The organism is Chloroflexota bacterium (assembly GCA_009840355.1).
Lineage (GTDB): Bacteria > Chloroflexota > Dehalococcoidia > Lucifugimonadales > JADFKI01 > Bin90.
On the sequence record VXNZ01000014.1, the window covers coordinates 1 to 25,073 of the forward strand.

The following is a 25,073-nucleotide window of genomic DNA, read 5'->3' on the forward strand; positions in this document are numbered from 1 at the left end:
AGTCCGGCGACGAAGAGGCAGCGCAAGAAGCCGAAGACAGGTACAACGCCTACAACCGATACATCACCGAAGGCAAGAACCCCGAAGACGCAATGGCATTCGCCACCTGTGGCCCCAACGACCCCGACCCCGAAGACGAGCAGGGAACACTCGACGGCAATCTGGCCCGCTACAACCTCGTAGGGGCGACCGCCCGATCGTCCCACACCGCAGCAGCCCAAATCCCCACTCCCAAGCTAACCATCCCCATCAACAACCGCAGCCCCTAGAAATCCTGTCCATCCCCTCCATCCATATCAGCCCAGTCCCAAGAAGGCTGACACATATCGCACGATAGCGTTTACTGCCGTTAGGTATTCAAGAGCGTTTTACCGCCGTTCGTGGTGAGAGTCCTGAGCTTGCCGAAGGGCGAACCACGTGCGCCGAGTTCTCGCGAACGGGCTTTTATTCAAACTACCTGAATGGAAACGCTATCGTTGGAATAGCCCTCGTTTGCGCGCGATTGAACTTGGGGGTATAATCCACGCAAATGCACAATAATCTCTGAAAGGGAGGGTTCGCTATGGCACGAGAGCGAGGCGATGTAATCATCGGAGACGGCAATATCAAATTTGGGCTGGAATACCGCGACCTGCTCAACGATCAGGGCGTGTGCCTCCATGCGCTCGGCGATGTGGACGGCGAGGAAGTCGAGCTGCTGCGCTTTGACTGCTTCGACCACGAGCCGCACTACCACTACGGTCCGGAAAAGCGCAACACGCGCCTTATGCTGGACAAGACGACTGAAGGCGACTCGCTAGACTGGACGCTGAATCAGCTCAACACACACCTGCCGGAGATGGTGCGCCGCGCGGGCTATGACGAGCTTGCGGACAGCATCGACATGGACAGCTTGCAAGACGCGCTCGCCGAGACCGAATCGACGGCGAGGCAGATGGCGGTTGACGGCAGGCGAACGGTGGTGCACGACCGCGGCGATGTCATAATCGAGGCTGGGCCCGTGCGATTCGGCATTGAGTTCCGAGAACTCGCCAATGATCGTGGTGTGGCGATACATGTGCTGGGCGATCTCGGCAGCGAAGAGTACGAGCTGCTCACATTCGACTGCTTCGAGCGCGCGCCGCACTATCACTATGGACCGCGCGCGAAGAACCAGCGTCTGTACCTCGACATGACCGCCACGCCGGACTCGTTGGAGTGGACGCTGAACCTCTTCAAGGGCGGCAAGCTGGCGTCTATGCTGGAGCGCGCCGGATACAGCGATCACGCCGCTCGGCTTAACCCCGCGGTGCTCGCAGATAGCGTCGTAGAGGTCGAAAAGGTCGCTGTGGAAATGCAGGCGGCGAACGCCAAGTAGTTCCGCAGAGCAGCTTAGACGAACCGTAATTCAAAACTTGCGCAGCCTCGCGACTGCATTTGTCGCGGGGCTGTGTTCGTAAGTTACGCTGAAAATCAATTGTTTAATATCGGCAAACCTGCTACGGTATTCAAGTGTTCTTCTTCGCTTTTCGCGCCTGCCGCGAACGCCTTAGAGCGAATCTGCCGCGAGGAAACTCCATTTTACAGCGCGTGAGAGTGAATTAATGAAGCGAACTCTACTGATTGCGGTCTTGGCGGCATTTGGGCTTATCGCCTGCCTGCCGAATGTATCTACCGAACTCTCAGAACCGGAGGCGCGCGCCCTGATAGAGCGCGAGGTGTTGAATATCTGCGGGGGCAAGAGCACGACAATCATCTCCAGCCTGCTGAACTCGGTCGAAGCTGCCGAACCCGTTGCGACACGAGACAATTGGATTTACACGCTGAATGTCGCGGACTCGCCGGAAGAGCTGGAGGCGCTCGTATTCCCGTCCAAAATAGTCTCAGGGCCGTTCATCGTCCATCTGAAGACCGATACCTGTAAGTAGTTTTCAGTTGCCAGCCGTTAGTTATTGGTTGCGTCCATCGGCGGACTTAATCTACCTAATTAGAAGATATCTCATAACTAACCAAGTCCGCGAACCTTGCCCTTCAACTGCGCTCAGACAGGCTCAGGGCGAACGAGATTTAGATATAAATCCGTTTCATTCACAAACAGACTTAACGCGATTTTGAGCGGCGAGACTATTTGTGAGATGAGTTCTAGACTGACAACTGATAACTGTTCACTGAAAACTGTTACGCCATCTCGCGCAGCCGCTTTTGCGTGACCAGTATGAGCGTTGTAACGCCTAGCAGCAGCACGGCTAGAATACCGACCACCGCCTGACCGCCGATGTACTCGGCTGCCGTGCCTGCGGGCAGCACGCCCAGCGGCATCAGTCCGAAGTTCAGCATGAACACGCTCATCACTCGACCGCGATCCCTGTCCTCTACCTCTTCCATTATCAGCGACTGGTTCAGCGTGCGCCGTCCCGCATCGCCGAGTCCAAGTGGTAGCATCAGAACGGCGGCAATGACATAGTTGGGAATGACCGCCACTAGCAGCAGTGTTACGCCCGATATGAAGCTGCCGACTAACAGCAGCATCCCGCGCCCGCTCTTGCCCAGCGATGCGATGAACAGCGAACCCACCAGCGAGCCGCCGCCCATTATCGTGACCAGCAGTCCCATCGCCTCCGGTCCCATGCGGTACACATCCACGATGAATATCGGCATCAGGAAGCGGAAAGGCATGGCGAGAAGCGCGGTCGCCAGTCCCATCAGGAGCAGTATCAGCACCAGCGGGCTGCGCTTGATATAGACCAGTCCGTCGATGATGTCGCCAATCATCGGCGCGGGACGGCGTCCGGCACCTGTGCCTGCGCGCGGTATCAGCCCGGTAAGCGCGAACGCGATGACTGCCAGCCCCGCTATGATGTAATAGACATTGTAGGCGCCGAGGTAGGCGTACGCCCAGCCGGCGAGCGCCGGCGCAGCGAGCGTCGTCGCGCTCATTGCGGCGGCATTGAGCGCCATCGCGTTCGACAAGCGTTCCTGCCCAACGAGTTGCGGGATAATCGCCTGTCGCGCGGGCATCAGGAAGGAAAACAGCGCGCCTTGAATGATGGACGCAATCCACAGGTGAAACCAAGTAATCACATCGAAATGTATGGCGACGCCGATGATGATGGCCAGCGCCGCGGACATTCCCTGTCCGAACTGTATGATGTACTTGCGCTCTAGTCGATCCGCAAACGCCCCGCCGAATAGCGACAGCGCGAGCAGCGGTACTGCAAACCCTGAGTTCACCACACCCAACAAGAACGGCGATGATGTAAGTTCGTACGCGAGATAGCCGCGCGCAATCATCTGCATCTGCATGCCACCCATCATCACAAGCATGCCCAGCCACAGATACAGGAAATTACGGTTGCGGAGCGAATCGAAGGTCGACCGCCAGTCCGAGCGTGGAGGCGCGCGGCGTCCCAAACTCGTCGTGGTTCTTGGGGGCGGGGAATTACTTGTCGGTATCGTGGAAGGCTGGGGAGGGGCAGACCGCGCTGCTGCTACAGCGGGTTGCCGTCTCGCGGGAACATCGGAGGCGTCAGACATGCCCGCAAGTCTATACCCAATGGGATGACGGCGCAAGCGAATGCGGATACAAGCAGCGATTGGATGATTTCGGACCCACCCGTCCTTTCACTCTCAAGTGGGCGGTTAGGATGGGGCCTATAGGCATCATTCGATCACGACGAGAACGGCAAAGAAAAGGGGCCTGGGCTGCAAGCAGCGCTCATCCGACTAGCGGCAGGCGCTCACAGGTGTTCAACCCAGACCCGTGTTTCCAAACGATGTTACGAACATTCTACCACAATCGCCGCCGCTAATGTTACGATGTACGCGACTTACACAGTATTTTGAATTGGCTATCTGCTCTGACGGACAGCACATTTGAGGAATAGTGAAATGGCAAACACACTCGGGCACCTGTTCAGAATCACGACTTGGGGCGAATCGCACGGCGACGCAATCGGTGTAACGGTTGACGGTTGCCCGCCGCGACTGCCGCTTGAGGTAGAGGAAATACAGAAGGAACTAGACCGCAGACGTCCCGGTCAGAGCGAAATCTCCACGCAGCGCAAGGAAGGCGACCGCGCCGAGATACTCTCCGGCGTGTTCGAGGGCGAAACGCTCGGAACACCAATTCTGATTGGCGTATGGAACGGCGACGCGCGCAGCAAAGACTACGACCACATGCGTCGTGTCTATCGCCCGTCGCACGCCGATTATAGCTACGATGCCAAGTACGGCATACGCAACTGGAAGGGCGGCGGTCGTGCCAGCGCCCGCGAGACGATAGGTCGCGTTGCGGCAGGCGCAATCGCGAAGAAGATACTCGCGCGCGAATTTGGAGTCGAAATCGTCGGGTATGTCAAGCAGGTCTGGAAGCTGCACGCCGATGTTGACTCGTCCACGGTAACGCTGGAAGATGTAGAATCGAACATCGCGCGCTGCCCGGACCAGGACATGGCGGTGCAAATGATTGAGCGCATCAAGCAAGCGCGCAAAGACGGCGATTCGCTGGGCGGCGTCGTGGAATGCGTTGCGCGCGGTGTGCCCGTTGGCTTGGGCGAGCCGGTCTTTGACAAGCTCGAAGCGGACCTCGCCAAGTCGGTGCTGTCTATGCCCGCATGCAAGGGCTTTGAGGTAGGCTCCGGATTCGGTGGTACGACGCTTACCGGCTCGCAGCACAACGATCCGTTTTATAACGATAGTGGTCGCATCCGCACACGCACGAACAATTCGGGTGGCATACAGGGCGGCATTAGCAACGGCGAGGACATCGTGATTCGCGCCGCATTTAAGCCCACTGCGACCATAATGCGCGAGCAAGACACCGTCGATGTGGACGGCAATGAAGTTACACTTCAAGGCAGGGGCAGACATGATCCGTGCGTTCTGCCGCGCGCCGTGCCAATCGTGGAGTCCATGATGGCGCTAGTCCTCGCCGACCATGCCTTACGCCAGCGTGGGCAGCGGGGCAGTGTATAGGAGCTGCGAGAAATAGGGGGATTGTCAGGCCTTCACCGTTTCCGGGGATGGATCCAAATTTGGAGAAGACCTCTATATGGCCTGATGTTCAGAACGGGCTAATCGTAGCGATCAGAGACGACTTAGCGGCGAAAGTCCGTCCGCGCTATTATGTCAGGATAGAGCAGCGCGTATATCTCAGCGAACCTGACGAAAAGAGTTCGTTCAGGATGCCGTATGTGTCTGTACTGGGTGCGTCCGGCAATGGCGACGCTTCTGACCATTCGCCGTTAATCGTAGCTGAAGATGCCGGAGATAGCGCTGTCGCTGTAAGATTTCCGCTGCCGGAAGAGGTACGCGAAGGCTACTTGGAGGTGCGTGAGGTTGGAAGCGATTATCTGACAACTGCCATAGAGGTTCTGTCGTCGAGCAACAAGCATCCGGGGATATATGACAGCGCAGGCTATGACCTGGCACTGAACTACGCCGCCGATGCCGAACCGGCGCTGTCGGATGCGGAAGCGGACTGGGCGGACGAGTTGCTCAGGGATAAGGCGTTATGATAAACGATAAAGGGGCGTATTTGGGTACGCCCCTTCGTATTTTGCTTGAATCGCAAAATCCGCTACACGACTGGCGATGTGCCGCCGTCGATGTTGACCGCTACGCCTGTGATGTAGGCGGCGCGGTCGGACACCAGGAAAGTCACGAGGTCGCCCGCCTCTCGCGCTTCGCCAACGCGCCCGATTGGGACGCGCTTGCCCATATCTTCGTAGTACGCTTCAAGTGTGAGGTCGGAGTTTTCCTCGCGAGCGGATTCCCAGCGCCGTTCGTGCTGCCCTGCCTTGATAAGACCGATGCATACCGTGTTCACGAGGATGTTGTCGCCGGCGTAGTCCTTTGACATTTCCTTCGTGAGCGCGATGCCCGCCGCGCGGCTGACCGATGTCGGCACCGACCCTGCCGTCGGCGCCTTGCCGCCGGGCGTCGTGATATTCACGATGCGACCGCCGCCCTGCGCCTTCATCAGCGGAATCGCCTTGTTGGAGCAGCGGATTGCGCCGAAGAGCTTTAGCTCAAGGTCATATCGCCATACTTCGTCGGAGACATTCTCGAACAGGTTCGCCGCAGATGTGCCGGCGTTGTTCACCAGAATATCCAGCCTGCCGTACTTTTCCACGATGGCGTTGAACAGGTTGTCCACATCCTCGTCACTGGTCACGTCCGCTCGTATTGGCGTAACTTCGCCGCCTGTCGCCGCGCGAATTTCTTCCGCTGCTGCGTCCAGCACTTCTTGCCGGCGCGCGCAAATGACCACGCTCGCGCCTTCCGCGCAGAGCGAAGTCGCCGTGCCCTTGCCAATACCGTCGCTGCCGCCGGTTACGAGCGCGACCTTCCCGTTGAGTCCCATATCCATAGCGTTAATTCTCCTTGTGTTTTGTCTTCAGTTGATAGTTTTCAGTTGTAAGCGAACAGAGTGGAGTCAGTAATAATTTGAAATTTGCTATTTTCAGGCTCTGTTCAGCGCCGACGGCGGACGACTGACTACTCTTTGCTGTATGATTCGTCTAGCAGGTCGGTAATGTATTTGACTTGCACTTCCATGCCGTCTCGCTGCGCGCCGAATTGCATCTGCATCAGGCAGCCCGGATTCGCGGTTGCGATGACGTTTGCCCTAGTTTCACGAACGGCGCGCATCTTCGTGTCGAGTATCCGCATCGAAAAATCGCGCTCGGTGATTGTGTATGTGCCGCCCGCGCCGCAGCACTTGTCCGCGTTGGACAGCTCGACGAACTCGATGCCAGGAATAGCGTTGAGTAGTTGCCTTGGCGGGGCAGTTACGCGCTGCGCGTTCGACAGGTGGCAGGAGTCCTGGTAGGTTACGCGATAGGGCAGGTGTCCCTTCGGTGGCACTATCGGCAGCGCTGCAAGCAATTCGTGGATGTCCTTTACCTTTGCGCTCAATGCTTCCGCTTTGTCGGCGTAGTCGGGGTCGTTTCTGAGTAGATGCCCGTATTCTTTCATGCGAGAACCGCAGCCCGCCGACGCCACCACGATATGATCCACATCTTCCGCCAAGAAAGCGTCGATGTTGAGCCGCGCAAGTTCTCGTGTTACTTCGAGATCGCCCACGTGCGAGTTTATCGCGCCGCAACAGCCTTGTCCCTTCGTCACGACCACATCGCAGCCGTTTCGAGTAAGGACGCGCACCACGGCGTTCATCTCGGGTCCGTGCACCAGCGGCATAACGCAACCGGCAAGCAATGCGACACGCGCTCTGAATTCGCCCTGCGCATGATAAACCTGACCGCGCGCCTTGAAGACTTCGGACGGCAGCGACGGCATGGATTCTTCCAAATCGCCCATGTTGCCGGGCAGCAGCTTCAGCAAGCCGCTCTTGCGCATCACCGACTGCATGCCGAGTCGCTGGTAGAGTCGCATGCTGCCAATGACCATCGACAGCATGCGCTGATTGGGCAGTAACTTGTTCAGCGCGAATGACGCGATTTTGCCGTTGACGAAGCCGGGCTTTCTGCGATCTGCGACCTGCTGCATGGTGGCTTCGATAAGGTTGCCGTACGGCACGCCAGACGGACAGGCGACCTCGCAAGCGCGGCATTGGATGCACAGGTCCCAGTGGCGCATCACCGTGTCCGTTATGCCGATTCGACCTTCGTTGACCGCCTTCATCAGAGCAAGGCGTCCGCGCGGCGATTCCGCCTCCAAGCCGGTTTCGACGTAAGTGGGGCAGGCTTGGAGACAGAAGCCGCAGTGGACGCACTTGTACAGTTCGGACTCTTGCGGCGCGTCAGGTCCGGAAAACAGGGATATTCCATCTTCCGATTGGGGCTTCTGAGGGGCGGTTGCCATTCAGATTCCTCCAGTGAACCTGTTCGGATTGAGTATGCCGTTGCCGTCGTACTGCGCCTTCAGGCGCCGCATCACTTTGATGGAAGCGCCAGTGTAGTCCCAGACATCGATGCCGTCTTTAACCGCAAGCGGCGCGCGCTCGACTATCAGCGATCCGCCGAGTTCGTGTATCGCCTGTCGCGCGTTCCGCACATGCGCGGTCAGATCGGCGTTCGTGTCGAACCAGTGCGCGTTTATCATACCATAGCCGGGATGCGTCGCGATTGCCGCGTCGCCGATTCGTTCGAGAGCGTCCATCGCATCCGCGACATCGGTCGGCAATACGGCGATGCGCGCAGACAGCGCAGGCGCTTCGCCATCGGCATGCCCGAAATCTGCGAGTGTTGCCCAGAGCGCGCTTGATTCAGCGCCAATCGATTCCGTATGCGCCACTTGCGCCCGCTTTTCGATGACTGACAGAGCCTCGCTTTCCATGCGCCTCAATGTGCGCGGTCTGCTGCCAAGCCTGACTGCGAGCGTGTATGCGTTGCTACTCGCGGCGTCCGTGTAGTCGTCCATCGCCATGCCAGTTGCAGCCGCGCGGTTGAACGCGGTGAGAGCGATTGGCATTACGCCGCTGTTGAATATGCTCAGCGCCGCGCTCATGCAATCGGCAACGGTGTTGAATTGCGCCAGCAGCGTTGACTCTCGGCGCGGCATTGGAGTGAGCTTGAAGGATACTTCCGTGATGACGCCAAGCGTGCCCAGCCCGCCGACGTGCAGTCGCGCCATATCGTAACCGCTGACATTCTTGACCACATTGCCGCCGCTCTTCACATGCCTGCCGTCCGCTTGCACTGCCTTCATGCCAATGACGAGGTCGCGCGCGCTTCCGTACTGCCACTTCAGCGGACCGCTGACGCCCGCGGCCAGCGTTCCTCCAATCGTCGCTTTATTGGGCAGAGGAGCGTCCATTGGCAGAATCTGCCTATCTTCCACCAATGCATTGCGCAGTGCTGAGAGGGTGATTCCCGCCTGCACGACTAAGGTCAAGTCTGCAGAATTATGCTCCACTACGGCGTCCATCTCGGTCATGTCCGCAACAACGTCGAGACGCCGCACGCGATTGCCCATCGCCATTTGCGTGCCACCGCCGCGTGGTGCGACTGCTAAGCCTTCGATGTTGGCGAAAGCGAGCAGTTGGCTTAGCGCGTCTGCACTGCGAGGCGAAGCAACGACTTGAGGAATAATGCCATCCACCGCATCCGAATCTATGCCGTCCCGGACATACGCCGCCCCGAGCAGCTCAGCGATGCGATCAAGATTACTTGCCATCGAAGTCTATATCCAAGCATCCGCGCCGACGCGGGCTATCGCGCCGTGCCAGTGGCTGTGGTGGCCCGCCACTTCTCCGCAGGACGCGCCGGTGGGGAATATCTTCGCCGGGTTGAGCATATCGCGCGTGTCGAACGCGGGCTTAAGTCGTGCCATCGCCTCCATGTCGTCGTCAGTGAACATGAAGTCCATGTATTCCTGCTTTTCCAGCCCGATGCCGTGCTCGCCGGTCAGAACGCCACCCGCATCCACGCACATCCGCAGTATCTCGCCGCCGAGCGCGAGCGCCTTATCCGTATCACCCGGCTTGCGCTCGTCGAACAGAACTGACGGGTGCAGGTTGCCGTCGCCGGCGTGCAGCAGGTTAGCGATGGGATAGCCGCTGTCCTGCGACAGCTGCCGAATTTGCGAAAGCACTTCGACCAGCTTAGTTCGCGGCACTGTGCCGTCCACCAGCAGATAGTTCGGTGCGAGCCGTCCCAACGCGCCCAGCACGCCTTTGCGTCCTGCCCAGAGCCGGTCGCGCGCTTCCTGACTTGTCGCTGTCCGAATCTCTATCGGGCCGAATTCGTTGCACACATTCTCAATTTCCTCCACCTCTTCCTCCACAGACTCGTGCAAGCCCTCGACTTCCACTAGCAGCACTGCGCCGGCATCCTCCGGGTAGCCCGCATTCACGGCAGGCTCTACCGCTTGGATGCAGAGGGCGTCCATCATCTCGATGGCGGCGGGAACGATGCCTGCGCCGATGATACCGGATACTGCGGCGCTCGCCTCACTCACATCGCGGAACACCGCGAGCAGCGTCTTGACCGCTTCAGGCTGGCGCAGCAATCGCACGATGACCTTCGTAACGATAGCCAGCGTACCTTCGGAGCCGATGAGGATGCCGCGCAGGTCGTACCCCGGTGTCTCGCGTGTGCGTCCGCCGACCCATTGAAGCGAGCCGTCTGCCATCACGACTTCCATGCCCAGCACGTGGTTTGTGGTTACGCCATAAGCAAGGCAGTGCGGTCCGCCTGAGTTCTCCGCGACATTGCCGCCGATGGTGCAAGCCTTTTGGCTGGACGGGTCAGGCGCGTAACACAAGCCGTACTGCGACACATACTCGGTCAGGTGCAAGTTGATGACGCCCGGTTCAACGACTGCGATGCGGTTTTCCACATCCACTTCAAGGATGCGCGTCATGCGTGTGAGCGAGATTACAATGCCGCCGACCTGAGCGACCGCGCCGCCGCTCAGTCCGGTGCCCGCGCCTCTAGGTACGATGGGGACTTCGTTCTCTCGCGCAACCTTTACGACCGCCGAGACTTGCTCCGCATCTTCCGGCACGACCACGATGGACGGCATCGCCTTGTCCGCGGAGCCGTCGTACTCGTAAACGATCAGGTCTTCAGGCTTATAGACGACATAATCGTCGCCGACGATTGCTTGCAACTGCCGGATGACTTCGATGCTTGCATAGTCCGTTGTCGCCATTTCTCGCTCCGCTTGCTATGTGCTTGTGGACAACACAGAATGATAATGGATTGGCAATACTGTTGCAAACGAATCGCGACCTGCCACCTCTGGCGTTGCGATAGATAGGCGGCGTAGGGATTGGGCGTGAAAGTTATCTTGATTTAGGAGGGGCGTTGGCGGCAGTTGTCAGCACCTTGATGAAAACCTTCACTTCCACCGCATCCCTATATGTGGACTCTGTGTGATTTGTTTGCCCTTGACTGCGATTGCTGCTGTCCTGTCGTAGCCCTACCTAAACTTGAATGTGCGTATTGCGGCGACAGCGGACATGACTATCCAGCCGCACAAGATGGCGAGTTCCAGCGGAAACTCCCAGAAGGCGGCGGAGTGCAAGACTACGCCTCTGACCATTGAAACGATGGGCGCAAGCGGCAGGTACTCGACGATAATACGCAAAATTGTGGGCAGATTTTCCACAGGGAAAAACACGCCGGACATGAACATCAAGGGCAGTCCGACGGCATTGCCAAGACCGCTTGCCGCCGATACGGTCTTGGAGAACGCGCCGACCACGAAGCCTATGTTGAGGAACACGATGTTGCCCAGAGCGACCAGCAACGCGATGTGCAAAAGGTTGCCTTCAACCGCGACGCCGAACAACAGCCAGCCGGTGGCGAGGATTATCGCCGCCTGAATGACGGACAAGACCAGCGCGGACAGCACACGCGCCGCAAAGAACACGCGTACCCTCAACGGCGTGGCGAGTATCCGTATCAGGATGCGTTTTTCCCGATACGCCGCCATAGATGTGGCAACCCCAATGATGGAGAAATTCATCACTCCCCATATTGCAAGGCCGGGAATCAGGAAGTCGATGTAGTCTATGCTGCGGCTGGATACGCCCTGCGGTGCGAGTTCTAGGCGGGTAGGGGCTTCCGCCATACGCAGATTGGCGCGGTCGACGAAACTCGACACCACACCCACTACAATACCGCTGAGCGGGTCTGAATCATCGTAGAGCAGCCAGATTTGTGCGGGTGGGTCGTCCGTAACGGTTGCCGCGAGATTTTCCGGTATGATTAGCAGGTGTCTCAGATCGCCTTCGCCAATATCTTGGCGCGCCTGCAATTCGTTGTCTCGCCTGACGATAACTAGACCGTCCACCTGCTCCAGATTTTCGATTATCTGCGCCGACATTCCATCCTGCGAGTAGTCTATGACCGCTAGGGTCTGCGCTGATTCGGTATCTCTGAAGAAGAGCCCGAACACGACGACGAACAAGAGTGGAAACGCTAGCGCCCAGAATAACGCCTGTCTGTCTCGCGCGAGCATCTTCAGGTTGGCGATTGTGAGATGGTAAAGCAGCATGTCGTAAAGCGAATCACTCCGTTAGCGCCCGTCCCGTGATGGACAGAAACACATCCTCAAGATTGGATGGAACAACTTCGAGATGCGTCAGATTCACGCCTGATTTAGTTGCCCAATTCATCAGGGCAGGCACGGTCATGGATGCGTCCGTGGACATCAGACGCGCACCGTTTTCGTCAGCCAGCGCCTCTTTCACACCCGCCAGTTCGTGCAGCTCCACTATGCGTTCTTTGCATTCTTCGCCGACCCTTATCCGGTAGGGAACGGGCAGGGAACGCACCAAGTTATCGGGGGTGTCCAAGGCGACTATCTTGCCCCTGTCCATAATGGCGATGCGGTCGCACAAGTACTCTGCCTCTTCCATGTAGTGTGTTGTCAGCACGACGGTGCACCCTGTGGAGTTTATAGACTGGACGAAATTCCAGAGACTGCGGCGCGCGCGGGGGTCGAGGCCTGTGGTGGGTTCGTCGAGGAACACCACTTCCGGATCGTTGACCAGCGTAGCGGCGATGCTGAATCGCTGCTGCTGCCCGCCTGAAAGCTTGTTGACGGTGGTGTTCGCTCTGTCTGCCAGATTGACTTGTTTAAGCAGTTCAAGGGTGGCGATTTTACGATTGTAGAACATGCCGAACAGGTCGAGTATCTCTTTGAGTGTGAGGTGGTCGAAGTATGCCGATGCCTGAAGCTGCACGCCGATGCGCTCTTTGACCTTTTGGGGTTCGCGCTGCGTGTCTATGCCAAGCACGGTTGTAGCGCCTGATGTAGGCTCGGTTAGACCTTCGATGCACTCCAGAGTGGTTGTCTTGCCCGCGCCATTGGGCCCCAGAATGCCGAGCACCTCGCCGCGCCGCACGTCGAATGATACGCCGTCAACCGCGCGTAACTCGCCGTAGTGCTTCGTGAGGTTATCGACTCGGATGACAATATCCGTTGCGTCGGTCAAGGTTGTAGCGCCTTTCGGGGGTGATGGCAGATGTACATTATGTGAGACCGCAGTGCTATATGTATCATTCAACTAGCAGCCTTGCGAACGCCTGCGGATCGGTTACGGGCAGCTGACATACATAGTTTTCGCACACATACGCGGTCGCCTTGCCGTCGATCTTGCGCCTTTCGGTGAGCAGCGGTAACCCGGTGTCGTCGTCACCTTCGCTTGCGCATAGCAGGATGCGGTTTGGCACATAGTTGCGATATACTTCGGCGAGCAGTGAACCTGTCTCCGCATCATCGCGACCGCCGATTATCGCTACTTCCTTCGGGCGCGACAAATAGAAGTCCAGCGCGCCTAGCCATGTTCCAGCCGCAGTGGGGAATGTCATCATCAGCTGCCGAACGGATCGCAGCGCCTCGGACGCGCGTCGTTCCATATCGCCGTCTCCGCTAATCACAGCAAGCCGCAGCAGCACCGATACCGCCATAGAACTACCGCAAGGGATCGCGTTGTCGGTCAGGTCTTTCGGACGCACGACAAGTTGCTCGTGGTCGTGTCCCGTGTCGAAAAACTGCCCGCTTGCCGTATCCCAGAATAGCTCGATCATATCGTTGCCCAGAGTGATGGCGGCGTCCAGTGTTTCCCGACTGAAGTTAACCTCGTGCAGCGCGAGCAAGCCATCTATCAGGAAGGCGTAGTCTTCGAGATAGCCGTTCAGCTTGGCCGTACCGTCCTTGTATGTGCGGAGGAGTCTGCCGTCGTGCAGCAGATTCGCCAGTAGAAACTCTGCGCTGTGCTCTGCGATGTCGGCGTAGTCGTCGCGTCCTAGCACTGCCGCCGCTTCTGCGAAAGCCGCCAGCGTCAACCCGTTCCACGATGTCAGAATCTTGTCGTCAAGGCCCGGCGCGATTCGTCGGTTGCGCACTTCAAGCAGTTTGTCGCGCGATCGAGTCAGCAGTTCGCTAAACTCGGCGGCAGACAGCCCTTCGTCACGCGAGAGATTGGCGGCATCCATCGCCACGCGCAAGATGTTTCGCCCTTCGAAGTTGCCGTGCGGCGTAACGCCGTAGTAGCGACAGACTATGTCGCCGTCTTCCTCGCCGAGCGCGTCTTCGATTTCCTGGGGCAGCCAGATGAAAAACTTGCCCTCAACGCCCTCGCTGTCCGCGTCCTGCGCCGAGTAGAACCCACCTTCCGGTGATGTCATTTCGCGCCGAATGTACTCCAGAGTTTCCTCTACGATGCGCCGGTACATCGGATTGCCGGTTATCTGGTAGGCATGTAGGTAGAGCCTGACGAGCAGGGCGTTATCGTAGAGCATCTTCTCGAAGTGCGGTACGAGCCAGAAGTTGTCCGTAGAATAGCGGTGAAATCCGCCGCCAATCTGGTCGTAGATGCCAGCCATCGCCATGCGTTGCAGTGTCAGCTCGACCATGTGCAGCGCGTCCGCGTCTTCGGTTCGTAGGTAGTGGCGTAGCAGGAATTCGTAGGTCATCGGCTGGGGGAACTTTGGCTGTAATCCGAAGCCGCCGTGCCTGTCGTCAAAGTCGCTTGCCGCCTTGCGCATCGCCAGACGCATAACTTCGTCCGTCAGCGGCTCAAAGCCCTGCTGCCCGACCGCCGCCATCTGCCGCATGCGTTCTAGCAGATGCTCAGTGTTCTGCATTATGTCGCTGCGATTGTTGCGGTATGCGTCCGAAATAGCCTCAAGGACGCGCGGGAAGCTCGGCATGCCGCCCCGGTCTTCAGGCGGGAAGTATGTGCCGCCGTAGAATGGCTTACCGTCCGGAGTCAGGAAGACGGTCATAGGCCAGCCGCCATGTCCGGTCATCGCCTGCACTGCCGTCATGTAGATGGAGTCGATGTCCGGTCGCTCCTCGCGGTCAACCTTGACGCTGACGAATCTGTCGTTCATTTGCGCCGCGATGTCCGCGTTCTCAAACGACTCGCGTTCCATCACATGGCACCAGTGGCACGCGGAATATCCCACGCTCAGCAGGATTGGCTTGTCCTCCACGCGCGCGCGTTCCAGCGCCTCATCGCCCCAAGGATACCAGTCCACAGGATTGTTGGCGTGCTGCAACAGGTACGGGCTGGTTTCGTTAGCTAGGCGGTTGGGCATTCTATTCTCCGTTACATCTGGGGCTTGCCGGTGCTACAGCCCGCTAATCTCCAGTGTGCTGACCTCTTGTGTGTTTAGGTCGGCGACTCTGACGGCGTGGTTGTTGGTATCGGCGATGTAGAGCTTGCCACGCGCCACGCTGATGCCGGCAGGCTCGTGGAACTGCGCGAATACACCCGCGCCGTCTTCGTGGCCAGGAGTGTTGACGCCGATGAACGATGTCGCGCCGCGCGTTGCCGGGTAGATGCGCTTGATTTTGTTGTTGTACGTGTCGGCGATGTACAGCACGCCATCGTGCAGCTCGATGCCGATGGGATGCTGCAGGCGCACCTCATCTCCGATGCCGTCCACATCCCCGAACTCGAACAGATGCAGGCCGACAATGGTGTTGACGGAGCCGTTTGTGTTTAAGTCCGCTGACCGCACTGCGCTTGTTTCGCTGTCTGTGAAGTATAATTTCTCGCCGTCGCTGACGATGCCGCTCGGCTGCGCTAGTTCCGCGTTGGCGAGCTGTCCATCCACGATGCGCTCGCGTCCGTTGCCAGCGAATGCCGAAACTTCCTGCGTGTTCAGGTCATAGCGCCATATTTGGTGAAAGCCTGCCATAGCGATGTAGAGGCTATCGCCTTCGAGCACGACATCCCATGGCGAACGCAGCTGTACGAAGCGCGCGTTGCCGCCGCGGTGGAACGATCTTGCCTGCTCGCCGGTGCCGGCGACGGTTCTTACGCTTTGATTTGCTAGGTCAACTGCGCGTATTGCGTGATTCTTCGTGTCGGCGACAAACAGTGTATCTCCCCCAAGTGCCATGCCCTGCGGATCGTGGAATTGCGCCTCGTCGAATGCGCCGTCGCGCAGCCCTTGCTTGCCGCTGCCGACGACATAGAGCGCATTTCCGCGCAAATCCGTAACCACGATGCGGTTGTGATTGGAGTCTGCTATGAACAGCCTGTCCGACCGTTCGTCCGCAAGTACCTTGCCGGGGAATGACAGCGGGCGCTCCCACTCCTTATCCTTTTCGAGCTTCAGCGTGATGGGCGTGCGGTTGACGAGCTGGTTGTTGTCGTACTCGGCTATCATTTTCGAAAGCAGGCTGTCCAAGTCAGCGACTGCGAACTCGCCTTCGTGCTTGCCCAGCACTTTACCTTCCGGGTCGATGAACATAAGCGTGGGCCAGGCGCGCGCGCCGTACTGCGACCATACCTCGAAGTCTTTGTCGTTGACGACGGGATGCTCAATCTCGTAGCGTAGCACCGCCTTGCGAACATTCTCATAGTCCTTCTCGGCGGCGAACTTCGCCGAATGTACGCCCACGACAATCATCTCGTCCGCGTACTTCTCTTCTAGTTTCCGCAACTGCGGAAATACATGCATGCAGTTGATTCAGCAGTATGTCCAAAAGTCTAGCACGACCACCTTGCCGCGCAGGTCCGCCATGGTCAGCGGCTTGTCGATGTTCATCCATTCCAGCCCGGCAGGAAAGTCGGGCGCGTTCACCTGACCCGCGTACATTCTGGGACTCATCTTCGTCTCCCTCGCTCTGTGTCAATTCGCCTGTCGCGGTCGCGCCGCGTGGTTTCTTTTTCCGTTGTCAGTCGCCATACGGTTGATTTTGTCAGCCTGTTACACGGGCCAGTCTTCCATCCGATACGCCATAGTCCAAAACATGAACTCATAGCGCGAGCTGGTGATGAACGCGCTGCGCATCGCCTCGCGCACCGCCGGACCTGATTTCGCCGCGAATTCGTCCACAAGCTCGCGCCACGCCGCAGTGCTTTCTTCAAGCAGCCCGTCGCGATAAGGCGCTGCCCAGTAGGTGAATACTGGGTGATCCGGTACATCAATCAGCTGACCGATTTCGTGGTAAGTCCATGGGCAGGGCAGCAACGCCGCCGCCGCCTCGCCAACGCCACCAGCCGATGCCGCCGTTTGCATGTGGTTGATGTAAGCCAAGTTTGTCGGCGACAGCGCGACAGCTTCAGCTTCGGCTTCCGTCATTTCCAGAAGATCGAACATCTTGCCGTGCAGCAGACGTTCCACCGGCGTGGTAATGCGCCGCGTGAGTCTGCGGAGTGTCGCCGAATCGGGTGCCTTCGACAGCGCGGTCGCCACGACCTGCCCGAATCCGGCGAGATAGTGGTAGTCCTGCTCGACATAGTAGCGGAACTTTTCCATCGGCAACGTCGCCGCTTGAATCTCCGCGAGAAACGGGTGCTCGAAAATCGCCTCCCAAATAGGCAAGGCTTCCTGCCGCAGTTCTGCCGAGAAGCTTTCAGTAGCCATCCGTCTCTCCTTGCTTGGCACCTTCATATTGCCAATGCGTTACAGAGTGTGCACCGTCATGCTGCGACAAATATAACACAGCAGGCGAAGACTCGCCGAAATTTCTTTCCGTGTCGCGGCTAGATTGTCCTACTCACAGGTGCGCTTCGGCTCTGTAAAGGAATCAGGGAAGTGAGTTAGGGAAGGGGATGTCCAATTGGAATGATCCCGGCGTCAATGGGATGAATGGGTGATTGGGTTGTAAAAGTATAATAATTATTTTGTACAAAGCATAAAATAGGGTAGGGGAGTGGTTAGACGCCTGTACTGGCGGAATAGCTCCAACGGCGGATAGGGTCGCGCTCGGCGATGCTCATTGGTTTGGCGCATCTTAATAGTGCGGAAACCTATATGAATCGACTAGCAACCAAGAGGCGGCGCGGCGCGCCAAGATTTCCAACGACGACCGGCGCTGCAAAATGTGATTTGTCAAACTATAAATTGCTCGCGGATGCCTGACACTATGGCAGTGCCGAAACTAAATCAAAACGCGAAGTAATCTCGACGAGCCGCGAGCCGTCGATTGGTAAGGTATCGACAGGATGTATCCGCACGAGTTCAGAAAATCCGTTGCTGTGTAGTATTGGAGAATGATTGTAGATGTGCTGGCCGATCGTAAAGCAGGGTAAGCTCAGGTACATTTACCCATCGGTGCCCCAAATAAGCCCTCTGCGCGCGATCTGGAGACGGGCTATTTTCGCGACTGGCGGGGGGAGATACGCCAATTTCGCTGATGCAGCAGTTTTGGTGGTGCTGAATGAGTAGTTGTTCATCTCACAGGGCGCCGATGGGACACATACTCTGAGTGTGAGCACTATAATGTCATATTTTACTATGACAATTGTGCCAGCGCCCACCTAGAGTGCTATGGTAATATGTAATTGTCATGCAATGCCTGTATTGGTATCGTCGCTATAGTCATATTGCAAAGGTGGAAGCGGCAATGGTAAGAAGTGCGCCTGCAATTGAAATGGTAACCATATGGTTATAGGTAATGCTGTGGGCGGAGAATTGTGTGGCGTCCCTGGCAGGATTCGAACCCGCGACCCGCTGCTTAGAAGGCAGCCGCTCTATCCAACTGAGCTACAGGGACGCGCCGAGAGGCTGTGCAATCAAGTGTAGCCAATGCATATATGTTCGGTCAAGCAATGCCAATAAGGGCGCCGGCATATCTCATGCACATGGAGCGGACGCGCGGCTACGGCATTCGCGTGATGACGCGGTGCAAGCGAGGCTGATCGCCGGGCCAAGCCTTGCGAATGCTCACAACTTCGAGCGCGCCGATGTCGGGTAGGGTGGTGAAGTGCCGCTGCACCGCATTGCCTAGGGGCCGGCTCAACAGCATGCCCACCACAACCGCGCCGAACACGAGAGGCAGGCGCTTCCACCTGAGTTGCTTGCTTCTGCCTAACGCCAGCCTAGACAGGACGCCGGAGAGCAGCGCCGCCAGCGCGATATTCGTCCCGCAATGCGGCGATATTGCCATCTCGCTATTACCCGCACTCAGGCTGCTCCGCGCCGTCTCCACGATGCGCTCCAGCTGCTCTGTGGACAAATTGCCGACTATGAAGAATCCCCAAGGCAGGGAATAGCCGCCAAGCGGACCGCGCACGCCTTCTTCCAGCATAAGCGAAACGGTGGCGTGCTCGAGCGCATGATTGCGCCTCACCTGCGTTAGTGTCTCTCGGATCACGGGAATCTCTCCTTGTACTAGTGTCCCGGCGGTCATCATCCCTATGCATTAGATTCTACACTACATCGCGGAAGGGGGTTAAATTGACCGGAAACTTGTTGAAAAGCCTTGAATAAACTTGATAGCAAAAGAAATTGCAAGAAAATCAAAGAAAAGTGTAGAAAAACGCATTGACCCTATGCGTGGTTTGACGCTAGTATGTGTTCAATAGGTTTGATAAAGATTAGAGTAGCCACACAGGAGGACACCGATGAGGCGCAAGACCAAGAAGATGCTGGCAGTCGAAGAGAAGTTCAATCAGCCCCTGGAGAAGCTCTTGCCGGAGTTGGTAACGGAGAACGGCCTGTCCGCCACAGCCGATTACCTCGGAGTCAGCAAGGCAACGCTGGGTTACTGGCTGCTGAAGCTGGACATCATCGTCAGGCGGGTCGCCCTGGCTCCCGGCGAGACTCTGGAAGTGAAGCGGGTAGGCTAATAGAAAATTCGCCCGGTCATACGGGACGCTAAAAAAGCAAGAAGTGAGCGCCGACGTTAATCGGCGCTCTTTCATTTCATGGAGTAGAAAATACTTTGTGCTTATATGTGCGCATTATGCTGATATGTCACATCTCGTGCCTACTCGCTTAGGCGCACTGATGAAAGATGCGACACCGCCGTCCGGATGTGGAGGCGGCAGGGTAGAGGACGTGCTATCGTCGTACTGCTTGCAGCGCCTCGCGTTCGCGTTCGCGGTCAATCATCGCGCGGCGCTTGTCGTACAGCTTGCGCCCACGCGCAACAGCGAGCTCCACCTTCGCGCGATGCCGCCGGATGTACAGACGCATTGGCACCAGTGTCAGCCCGCGCTCTGACACCTGGCGCGAAAGGCGGATTATCTCGTCCTTGTGCAGCAGCAACTTGCGCGGCCTAGTCGGCTCGTGGTTGTTGCTCGAGCCTGCCGAGTACTGCGCGATATGCATGTTCATCAGCCACAGCTCGCCGCCCTCCGGCTTGCCGTAAGCATCGCTAAGGTTCACGCGCCCTTCGCGGATCGCCTTGATTTCCGTGCCGGTGAGTACCAGCCCGGCTTCCACGCTGTCCAAGACCTCGTAGTTGCGACGCGCCCTGCGATTGTTGACGACGGTGCCGCTCTGCTTCTGCTGTACCTTATTCTTCTTGCTCATGCCGCCGGCCTCAATGCAGTTGGCGCAGACTGTTCGAGTTCTGCCTCGAGCTTCTCAATCGCCCTTTCGAGCTGCCTGATGTCTTCCTCCTGCGCGTCGCCGTGCAGGATTTCGATGTCCGGTTCCAGTCCATTGCGGTCGATCAGCCGTCCGTCCGGTGTGAACCAGCGGGCGAAGGTGATGAAAAGGCCGCCACCGTTGTCCAACTGTCGTAGGACACTGACACTGCCCTTACCGAAGGTCTTTCTTCCGATGACAGTGGCGCGGTCGTGGTCCTGCAGCGCGCCGACGAGGATCTCGCTCGCGCTCGCGCTGAACTGATTCGCCAGCAGTACCATCGGCACCTGCTCGAGCACATCGTCGTTCTGCCGCACAATCCAGTCCTTGCGGTTGCCATCGCCGTCCACTTCGTAGAGGATAAGCAGCCCGCCTTCAAGGAATAGGCTCGTAACATCGACGACCGAGTTCAGCAGCCCGCCAGGATTATCGCGCAAGTCGAGCACGATGCCTTCAGTGCCCGCTGCCATTGTGTTGCGGATGGTCTCGGTCAGCGTGTCCGCGGTGTCTTCGTAGAAGTTTGTCAGGCGGATGTGCGCAATCCGAGCGCCCGGATCGCTGCGCATCACGACACTCTGCAAGGGGATTACGCCGCGTTCGACCTCGATGACAACACGCTCGACATCGCCGATGTGCTGGACCAGCAGCCGCACTATGCTGCCGCGCGGTCCGCGAATCTTCGACACCGCCTCAATCAGGCTTATGCCCTCGATGCTCTCGCCGTCCACTTCGAGGATGGTGTCGCCGGGCCGGATGCCCGCGCGTTCTGCCGGGCTGTTCGCAATCGGCGCGACCACGACCAGCCGCCCGTCAGCGTTCATGGACACATGCGCGCCAATGCCTTCGAAGCGCCCGCGAATGTCCTCGCTTTCCATGCCGAATACATCGGGCCGTACATAGTTTGTGTGCGGGTCGTCCAGTGCCATGAGCATGCCTCGGATCGACGCTTCGGTGAAGACCTCCGGATCGAATGTGCCGCGATCGACATGCTCAGCCGCGAGCATCGACCAAACCTGCCAGACGATCGCCAATTCTTCCGGGACACCTTCCGGCACTTCGAGCGGCATGTCTTGCGGGATCACCGCCGGGAATAGGGGAGCGTCCAGAGCGGCAGAATCGCGCGGAGCTCTGGTCGGCATTTCTTGCGCCGCCGATGTGCCGCCGTCGTTTGATGCGTACGGTTCAGGCGTGCTCGTAGGCGTAGGGTCAGGCGCCGCGGTTTGCGGTGATGCCGCTGAAGTTGGGGAGCTTTCGCTTGCGGGGGCGGAAGTCGCATCCAAAGGCGCCGCGTTTTCCGTCTCGCTGCTCGTATCCGTCTGGCAGGCAGCAGCCGTACTCGCGAGCAGCGCCACGCCAATCGCCGCAATGCCCAAACGCCTGAAACTGAAACTATAAGGCAATTGTTCTCACCCTGTGTCGTCCTTCTCGTAGTTCGCGTTGTATCCCACCATTCTAACACGCACGCATAACCCTTACATTCCCACCATTAAATTGGCATATATTTCTGTGGACCTAATGGGGGCGCGGTGAAGTCGCTGGGCTCAGCTACGGAAGGGGCGAAATTTGAGAAGGGCATCACAGCCTTGACTGACTCACTCAAGCGAATCAGTTACGCCTCTTCACTCGCAGGTGAATTGATGTTGAATACAATGTCCTGCTTTTCAACATTCAAAAATGACCGCTTTACACGCCTATTATGGCTATCATTCCTTTTCCAAATAACTCCAACACTACTTGACCCGAAGGCTGATATTCGATATATTCAGCGTTATCAGTCCATATTTCAGTGATTTCCACATTGATGAATCGGAGGATCACCAATGACGCAGGCACCCGAGAGCAGGCGCACAAGATTGGTCAGGCCGTATCCGAATTACACGCTGCGAGACGCGCTCAGCGTGCCGCGCGCGATATACGAAGTCAACGCCGGGCTTGCCTTCGAAAGAGAAATGCTTGCGAGCGCGCTTGGCACGACGCCCAAGAGCAGCGCTTTCACGATGCGTCTGAACGCCTCCGCCGCATACGGTCTAACTGAAGGCGGGTACAACGACGCGGACATACATCTCACAGACTTGGGCGAGACCATAGTAGCGTCAAGGCAAGAGCCGGAACGCACGAATGCCATGATTGCCGCCGCGACGGCGCCGAAGATCTTCCGCAGTTTCTACGAATTATTTGAAGGTAGGGGCCTTCCGGCAAATGAATACTTGGAGAACATCCTACGGCGCGATCTTGGAGTGCAAGTAGAATTGACGCAAGAGTGCCTCGCAATCCTTCTGGACAACGGCGAATTCGCGGGCATCGTATCGGAAACTGACGGGCAGTACGTCGTTAGCTTGCCTATTCCGCCGGTCTTAGATCCCATAAATTCACGAGCCGCAAGTGAGCAACCTAGGCTGGCAAGCGAACCGCCACCGGCCTATCTTACCGACACTGACCATCAAGCTGCCGCACTCCGGCCGGCATCGTCTGCGAACAGCGAAAACCGCATTTTCGTAGGCAGCGTGGGCGACTCCGAGGCTGCCGATCGCATCATCTCGATGCTTGGAGAATTCAGCATACGCTGCGTCAGCCCACAACCGACGGACGCGCAAGCCGGTCTCTTGGTATCGCAGGAAGTATCGGCAGCGATGCGGGACTGCGCCTCGGCGATACTCGTGCTCGGCGGCGAAGTCCACACAGACGGTATGTACCGGATGATGGGCATGCTCGGCGCGGCATCGGCGCTGTTCCTTGGCCGCATTGTATTGATATGCGAAAACGGCGCGAATCTCGATATAGGCGCGTCCGGCCTCGAACAGGTGAAAATCGATACCGAGCTCCCGGGCGAATCGATGCTGAACATATTTGTTGCGCTTCACAATGCCGGTGTAATCAGGGTCGCGGCCGTGTGAGATGTCTGTGCGGTTGGCGCTCGATGAACGAGTCCTGTTTCGCCGCGTGTCAGCCGAGGAAGCGCGACAAGTCGCGTCTTCGCTTCACAGAAATCAGGATCCGATGTACAGAGAGGGGGGATTACACCTGACGGGGGGAATCTAAGCCTCTACGGCGTTTCTGAGGCGATGGTACTTCGCGGAGCAATTTAGTCTCTGCGAATTAGGCTCGCGCACTCAATTCTTGGCCTCATTATTATCTGGCGCCCAAATCACATAGGCTGTTGCGCAAGGCAGGTTCGCGGTTTGATGTGACGTGAACCTCTCGGGTTTAATGAGAGTCCACTCGATTTGCAGGTTATGTCCGGGTCGATATGCCTTCCGGAGCCCGTGGCGGCTTCTGCAAATCCAGCTTGAATGTATGATTACACATGGCGAACCAAATTAGACGCTCTGCGGCGATTTTGACGTGAAGGCGTTTTGGGGGTGATTATCATTCGACATCCATCAAGGCTGTCTGTGCCGTCCGATTGATGGCAACGCGCCTCAAGTGCTCAATAATGCTGTTATGTAAAGTAGCTTGACGAATCCCATTGCATAACTTGACATAAGATTTATAGTGCGAATATGCGCTCATGCGTTACCCTGTGCCGCCCAGCAATCCCTTGTTGATTCCCTCGTCCTCAAATCGGCTTGCAAATGATTCGCAAATGGAAAGACACTCCGAAGTAGGAGTGTCTTTCGTAGCAAAATGCAACGGTGTGCCTCGCGGCGAGTCTGACAGACTACGCCCTACCCGTGCCGGCGGCGGCGAACGCCGGCAATTCTTGCGGCACTTCTAACGCGTCCAGCGCTGTGTCGATTTCGTCCAGCAGCGATTCCAAGCCTGCGCCTGTTTCTGCTGATGTGAAGACGCACTTCACATCGCCGTCGGCGAATTGCAGCGCGCGGCTTAGCGTGTCGCCGTCGGCGCTCTCGTCTAGCAGATCGACTTTGTTCAGCGCCATGATGCGCGGCTTGTCGAGCACATCGAGAGCTTCCATGATGTTATCGACGACTTCTGCCATTTGCGCCGCGTTTGGATGCGTGATGTCCAGCACATGCATCACCAGCGTGGATTCCTGAACTTCCTCAAGTGTTGCCCTGAACGCCGCGACTACCGCCGTTGGCAGCTTCTGTATGAAGCCCACTGTGTCAGTCAGCAGCACGTCGCGTCCCGCGGGAGTGCGCACGCGCCGCGTTATCGGGTCCAACGTGGAGAACAGCAGGTTTTCTGCCATCACATCTGCCTTCGTTAGCCGATTCAGCAGCGAACTCTTGCCGGCGTTCGTGTAGCCAACCAAGGAGACCACCGGTACTTCCATCTCGATGCGCCGCGCTCGATAACGCGCGCGATGCCGCCGCACGTCCTCAAGGTCGCGCTTGAGCTTCAGGATGCGCCGCCGCACGAGCCTGCGGTCGGTCTCGATCTGCGTTTCACCCGGTCCGCGCGTTCCGATGCCGCCGCCCAAGCGCTCTAAATGCGTCCACTGCCCGGCGAGCCGCGGCAGCAAATACTCGTGCTGCGCAAGCTCGACCTGCAGGCGTCCTTCCTTTGTGCGCGCCCGCTGCGCGAACACGTCCAGAATCAGCGCCGTGCGGTCTATCACCTTGACCGATTCACCCAGCGCGTTTTCGAGATTGCGCTGCTGGGTGGGCGTCAGTTCGTCGTCGCAGATGACTGTGCCTGCGTGCTTGGCGTAGATGAGGCGCTTCAGCTCTTCAAGCTTGCCCTTGCCCAGATACACCTGCGTGGGTCTGTCTATGCGCTGCGAGACTGTGCCCACGACGATGGCGCGCGCGCTTCTTGCAAGTTCGCCCAGCTCTGCGAGCGAATCTTTCAGCCGCCACGGTCCGCGCCGCCGCCGCAATTCCACGCCCACGAGTATCGCGCGTTCCAGCCTTTGCCGCGTTGATTTCATTCGCT

At 57.8% G+C, this 25,073-nt stretch carries 20 protein-coding genes and 1 tRNA gene; 6 read left to right on the forward strand and 15 right to left on the reverse strand.

Translation table 11 applies throughout. The features are described from left to right. Window positions 1-562: 562 nt before the first annotated feature. Window positions 563-1,357, forward strand: coding sequence for a hypothetical protein (locus F4X57_03595; protein MYC06245.1), 795 nt, complete (start codon window positions 563-565; stop codon window positions 1,355-1,357). Between the two features lie 226 nt (window positions 1,358-1,583). Beyond that, window positions 1,584-1,907 (forward strand): hypothetical protein, encoded by a 324-nt coding sequence (locus tag F4X57_03600; protein ID MYC06246.1) that lies wholly within the window; start codon window positions 1,584-1,586, stop codon window positions 1,905-1,907. A 250-nt stretch (window positions 1,908-2,157) separates the two neighbouring features. Here F4X57_03600 and F4X57_03605 read toward each other — a convergent pair whose 3' ends face one another. Continuing rightward, a complete protein-coding gene (locus F4X57_03605; GenBank protein MYC06247.1) occupies window positions 2,158-3,513 on the reverse strand; it encodes an MFS transporter in 1,356 nt (451 codons plus the stop codon). Between the two features lie 354 nt (window positions 3,514-3,867). On the opposite strand from F4X57_03605, the gene aroC reads away from it, so the two are divergent. After that, window positions 3,868-4,953 (forward strand): chorismate synthase, encoded by a 1,086-nt coding sequence (aroC, locus tag F4X57_03610; protein ID MYC06248.1) that lies wholly within the window; start codon window positions 3,868-3,870, stop codon window positions 4,951-4,953. Window positions 4,954-5,000: 47 nt separating this feature from the next. Further along, window positions 5,001-5,495, forward strand: a complete 495-nt coding sequence (locus tag F4X57_03615) for a DUF4058 family protein (protein MYC06249.1) — start codon at window positions 5,001-5,003, stop codon at window positions 5,493-5,495. A gap of 62 nt (window positions 5,496-5,557) precedes the next feature. Here the strand turns inward: F4X57_03615 and F4X57_03620 are convergent, their stop codons facing one another. From F4X57_03620 to F4X57_03670, 11 genes are all read right to left on the reverse strand, one after another. Further along, window positions 5,558-6,349, reverse strand: coding sequence for an SDR family oxidoreductase (locus F4X57_03620; protein ID MYC06250.1), 792 nt, complete (start codon window positions 6,347-6,349; stop codon window positions 5,558-5,560). 128 nt (window positions 6,350-6,477) lie between these two features. After that, entirely contained in the window at window positions 6,478-7,803 is a 1,326-nt protein-coding gene (locus F4X57_03625; protein ID MYC06251.1) for a (Fe-S)-binding protein, read from the reverse strand. Then, the gene (locus F4X57_03630) at window positions 7,804-9,117 is read right to left on the reverse strand and encodes an FAD-binding oxidoreductase (protein ID MYC06252.1); all 1,314 of its coding nucleotides are present in this window, start codon (window positions 9,115-9,117) and stop codon (window positions 7,804-7,806) included. Window positions 9,118-9,123: 6 nt separating this feature from the next. Next, the gene (locus F4X57_03635; GenBank protein ID MYC06253.1) at window positions 9,124-10,596 is read right to left on the reverse strand and encodes an FAD-binding protein; all 1,473 of its coding nucleotides are present in this window, start codon (window positions 10,594-10,596) and stop codon (window positions 9,124-9,126) included. Window positions 10,597-10,866: 270 nt separating this feature from the next. After that, entirely contained in the window at window positions 10,867-11,946 is a 1,080-nt protein-coding gene (locus F4X57_03640; protein ID MYC06254.1) for an ABC transporter permease, read from the reverse strand. A 13-nt stretch (window positions 11,947-11,959) separates the two neighbouring features. After that, window positions 11,960-12,889: an ABC transporter ATP-binding protein gene (locus tag F4X57_03645; GenBank protein MYC06255.1), complete on the reverse strand. Its 930-nt coding sequence runs from the start codon at window positions 12,887-12,889 to the stop codon at window positions 11,960-11,962. A 64-nt stretch (window positions 12,890-12,953) separates the two neighbouring features. Continuing rightward, on the reverse strand, window positions 12,954-14,999 hold the full coding sequence (locus F4X57_03650) for a thioredoxin domain-containing protein (GenBank protein MYC06256.1): 2,046 nt from the start codon (window positions 14,997-14,999) through the stop codon (window positions 12,954-12,956). Window positions 15,000-15,032: 33 nt separating this feature from the next. Beyond that, on the reverse strand, window positions 15,033-16,373 hold the full coding sequence (locus F4X57_03655; GenBank protein ID MYC06257.1) for an alkyl hydroperoxide reductase: 1,341 nt from the start codon (window positions 16,371-16,373) through the stop codon (window positions 15,033-15,035). A gap of 249 nt (window positions 16,374-16,622) precedes the next feature. Further along, window positions 16,623-17,309 carry a thiaminase II gene (tenA, locus tag F4X57_03660; GenBank protein MYC06258.1) on the reverse strand — a complete coding sequence of 229 codons (687 nt, stop codon included), beginning with the start codon at window positions 17,307-17,309 and terminating at the stop codon, window positions 16,623-16,625. A 1,028-nt stretch (window positions 17,310-18,337) separates the two neighbouring features. Then, window positions 18,338-18,414 (reverse strand) — tRNA-Arg (locus F4X57_03665). Between the two features lie 105 nt (window positions 18,415-18,519). Further along, a complete protein-coding gene (locus F4X57_03670; protein MYC06259.1) occupies window positions 18,520-19,014 on the reverse strand; it encodes a hypothetical protein in 495 nt (164 codons plus the stop codon). Window positions 19,015-19,264: 250 nt separating this feature from the next. On the opposite strand from F4X57_03670, the gene F4X57_03675 reads away from it, so the two are divergent. After that, entirely contained in the window at window positions 19,265-19,489 is a 225-nt protein-coding gene (locus F4X57_03675; protein ID MYC06260.1) for a hypothetical protein, read from the forward strand. A gap of 214 nt (window positions 19,490-19,703) precedes the next feature. Here F4X57_03675 and smpB read toward each other — a convergent pair whose 3' ends face one another. Next, entirely contained in the window at window positions 19,704-20,177 is a 474-nt protein-coding gene (smpB, locus tag F4X57_03680) for an SsrA-binding protein SmpB (protein ID MYC06261.1), read from the reverse strand. After that, entirely contained in the window at window positions 20,174-21,634 is a 1,461-nt protein-coding gene (locus F4X57_03685; protein MYC06262.1) for a PDZ domain-containing protein, read from the reverse strand. Before F4X57_03685 ends, smpB begins: the two co-directional genes overlap by 4 nt. Before the next feature lie 420 nt (window positions 21,635-22,054). Here F4X57_03685 and F4X57_03690 point away from each other — a divergent pair, with 420 nt between their 5' ends. Continuing rightward, on the forward strand, window positions 22,055-23,128 hold the full coding sequence (locus F4X57_03690) for a hypothetical protein (protein MYC06263.1): 1,074 nt from the start codon (window positions 22,055-22,057) through the stop codon (window positions 23,126-23,128). A gap of 764 nt (window positions 23,129-23,892) precedes the next feature. Here F4X57_03690 and hflX read toward each other — a convergent pair. Further along, window positions 23,893-25,068 (reverse strand): GTPase HflX, encoded by a 1,176-nt coding sequence (gene hflX, locus F4X57_03695; protein MYC06264.1) that lies wholly within the window; start codon window positions 25,066-25,068, stop codon window positions 23,893-23,895. Window positions 25,069-25,073 lie beyond the last annotated feature (5 nt).

Bases quoted from the DNA above. Each gene is read 5' to 3' on its own strand.
- F4X57_03595 (MYC06245.1), top strand. From the start codon at position 563: ATGGCACGAGAGCGAGGCGATGTAATCATCGGAGACGGCAATATCAAA.
- F4X57_03600 (MYC06246.1), top strand. From the start codon at position 1,584: ATGAAGCGAACTCTACTGATTGCGGTCTTGGCGGCATTTGGGCTTATC.
- F4X57_03605 (MYC06247.1), bottom strand. From the start codon at position 3,513: ATGTCTGACGCCTCCGATGTTCCCGCGAGACGGCAACCCGCTGTAGCA.
- aroC (MYC06248.1), top strand. From the start codon at position 3,868: ATGGCAAACACACTCGGGCACCTGTTCAGAATCACGACTTGGGGCGAA.
- F4X57_03615 (MYC06249.1), top strand. From the start codon at position 5,001: ATGGATCCAAATTTGGAGAAGACCTCTATATGGCCTGATGTTCAGAAC.
- F4X57_03620 (MYC06250.1), bottom strand. From the start codon at position 6,349: ATGGATATGGGACTCAACGGGAAGGTCGCGCTCGTAACCGGCGGCAGC.
- F4X57_03625 (MYC06251.1), bottom strand. From the start codon at position 7,803: ATGGCAACCGCCCCTCAGAAGCCCCAATCGGAAGATGGAATATCCCTG.
- F4X57_03630 (MYC06252.1), bottom strand. From the start codon at position 9,117: ATGGCAAGTAATCTTGATCGCATCGCTGAGCTGCTCGGGGCGGCGTAT.
- F4X57_03635 (MYC06253.1), bottom strand. From the start codon at position 10,596: ATGGCGACAACGGACTATGCAAGCATCGAAGTCATCCGGCAGTTGCAA.
- F4X57_03640 (MYC06254.1), bottom strand. From the start codon at position 11,946: ATGCTGCTTTACCATCTCACAATCGCCAACCTGAAGATGCTCGCGCGA.
- F4X57_03650 (MYC06256.1), bottom strand. From the start codon at position 14,999: ATGCCCAACCGCCTAGCTAACGAAACCAGCCCGTACCTGTTGCAGCAC.
- F4X57_03655 (MYC06257.1), bottom strand. From the start codon at position 16,373: ATGCATGTATTTCCGCAGTTGCGGAAACTAGAAGAGAAGTACGCGGAC.
- tenA (MYC06258.1), bottom strand. From the start codon at position 17,309: ATGAAGGTGCCAAGCAAGGAGAGACGGATGGCTACTGAAAGCTTCTCG.
- F4X57_03675 (MYC06260.1), top strand. From the start codon at position 19,265: ATGAGGCGCAAGACCAAGAAGATGCTGGCAGTCGAAGAGAAGTTCAAT.
- smpB (MYC06261.1), bottom strand. From the start codon at position 20,177: ATGAGCAAGAAGAATAAGGTACAGCAGAAGCAGAGCGGCACCGTCGTC.
- F4X57_03690 (MYC06263.1), top strand. From the start codon at position 22,055: ATGACGCAGGCACCCGAGAGCAGGCGCACAAGATTGGTCAGGCCGTAT.
- hflX (MYC06264.1), bottom strand. From the start codon at position 25,068: ATGAAATCAACGCGGCAAAGGCTGGAACGCGCGATACTCGTGGGCGTG.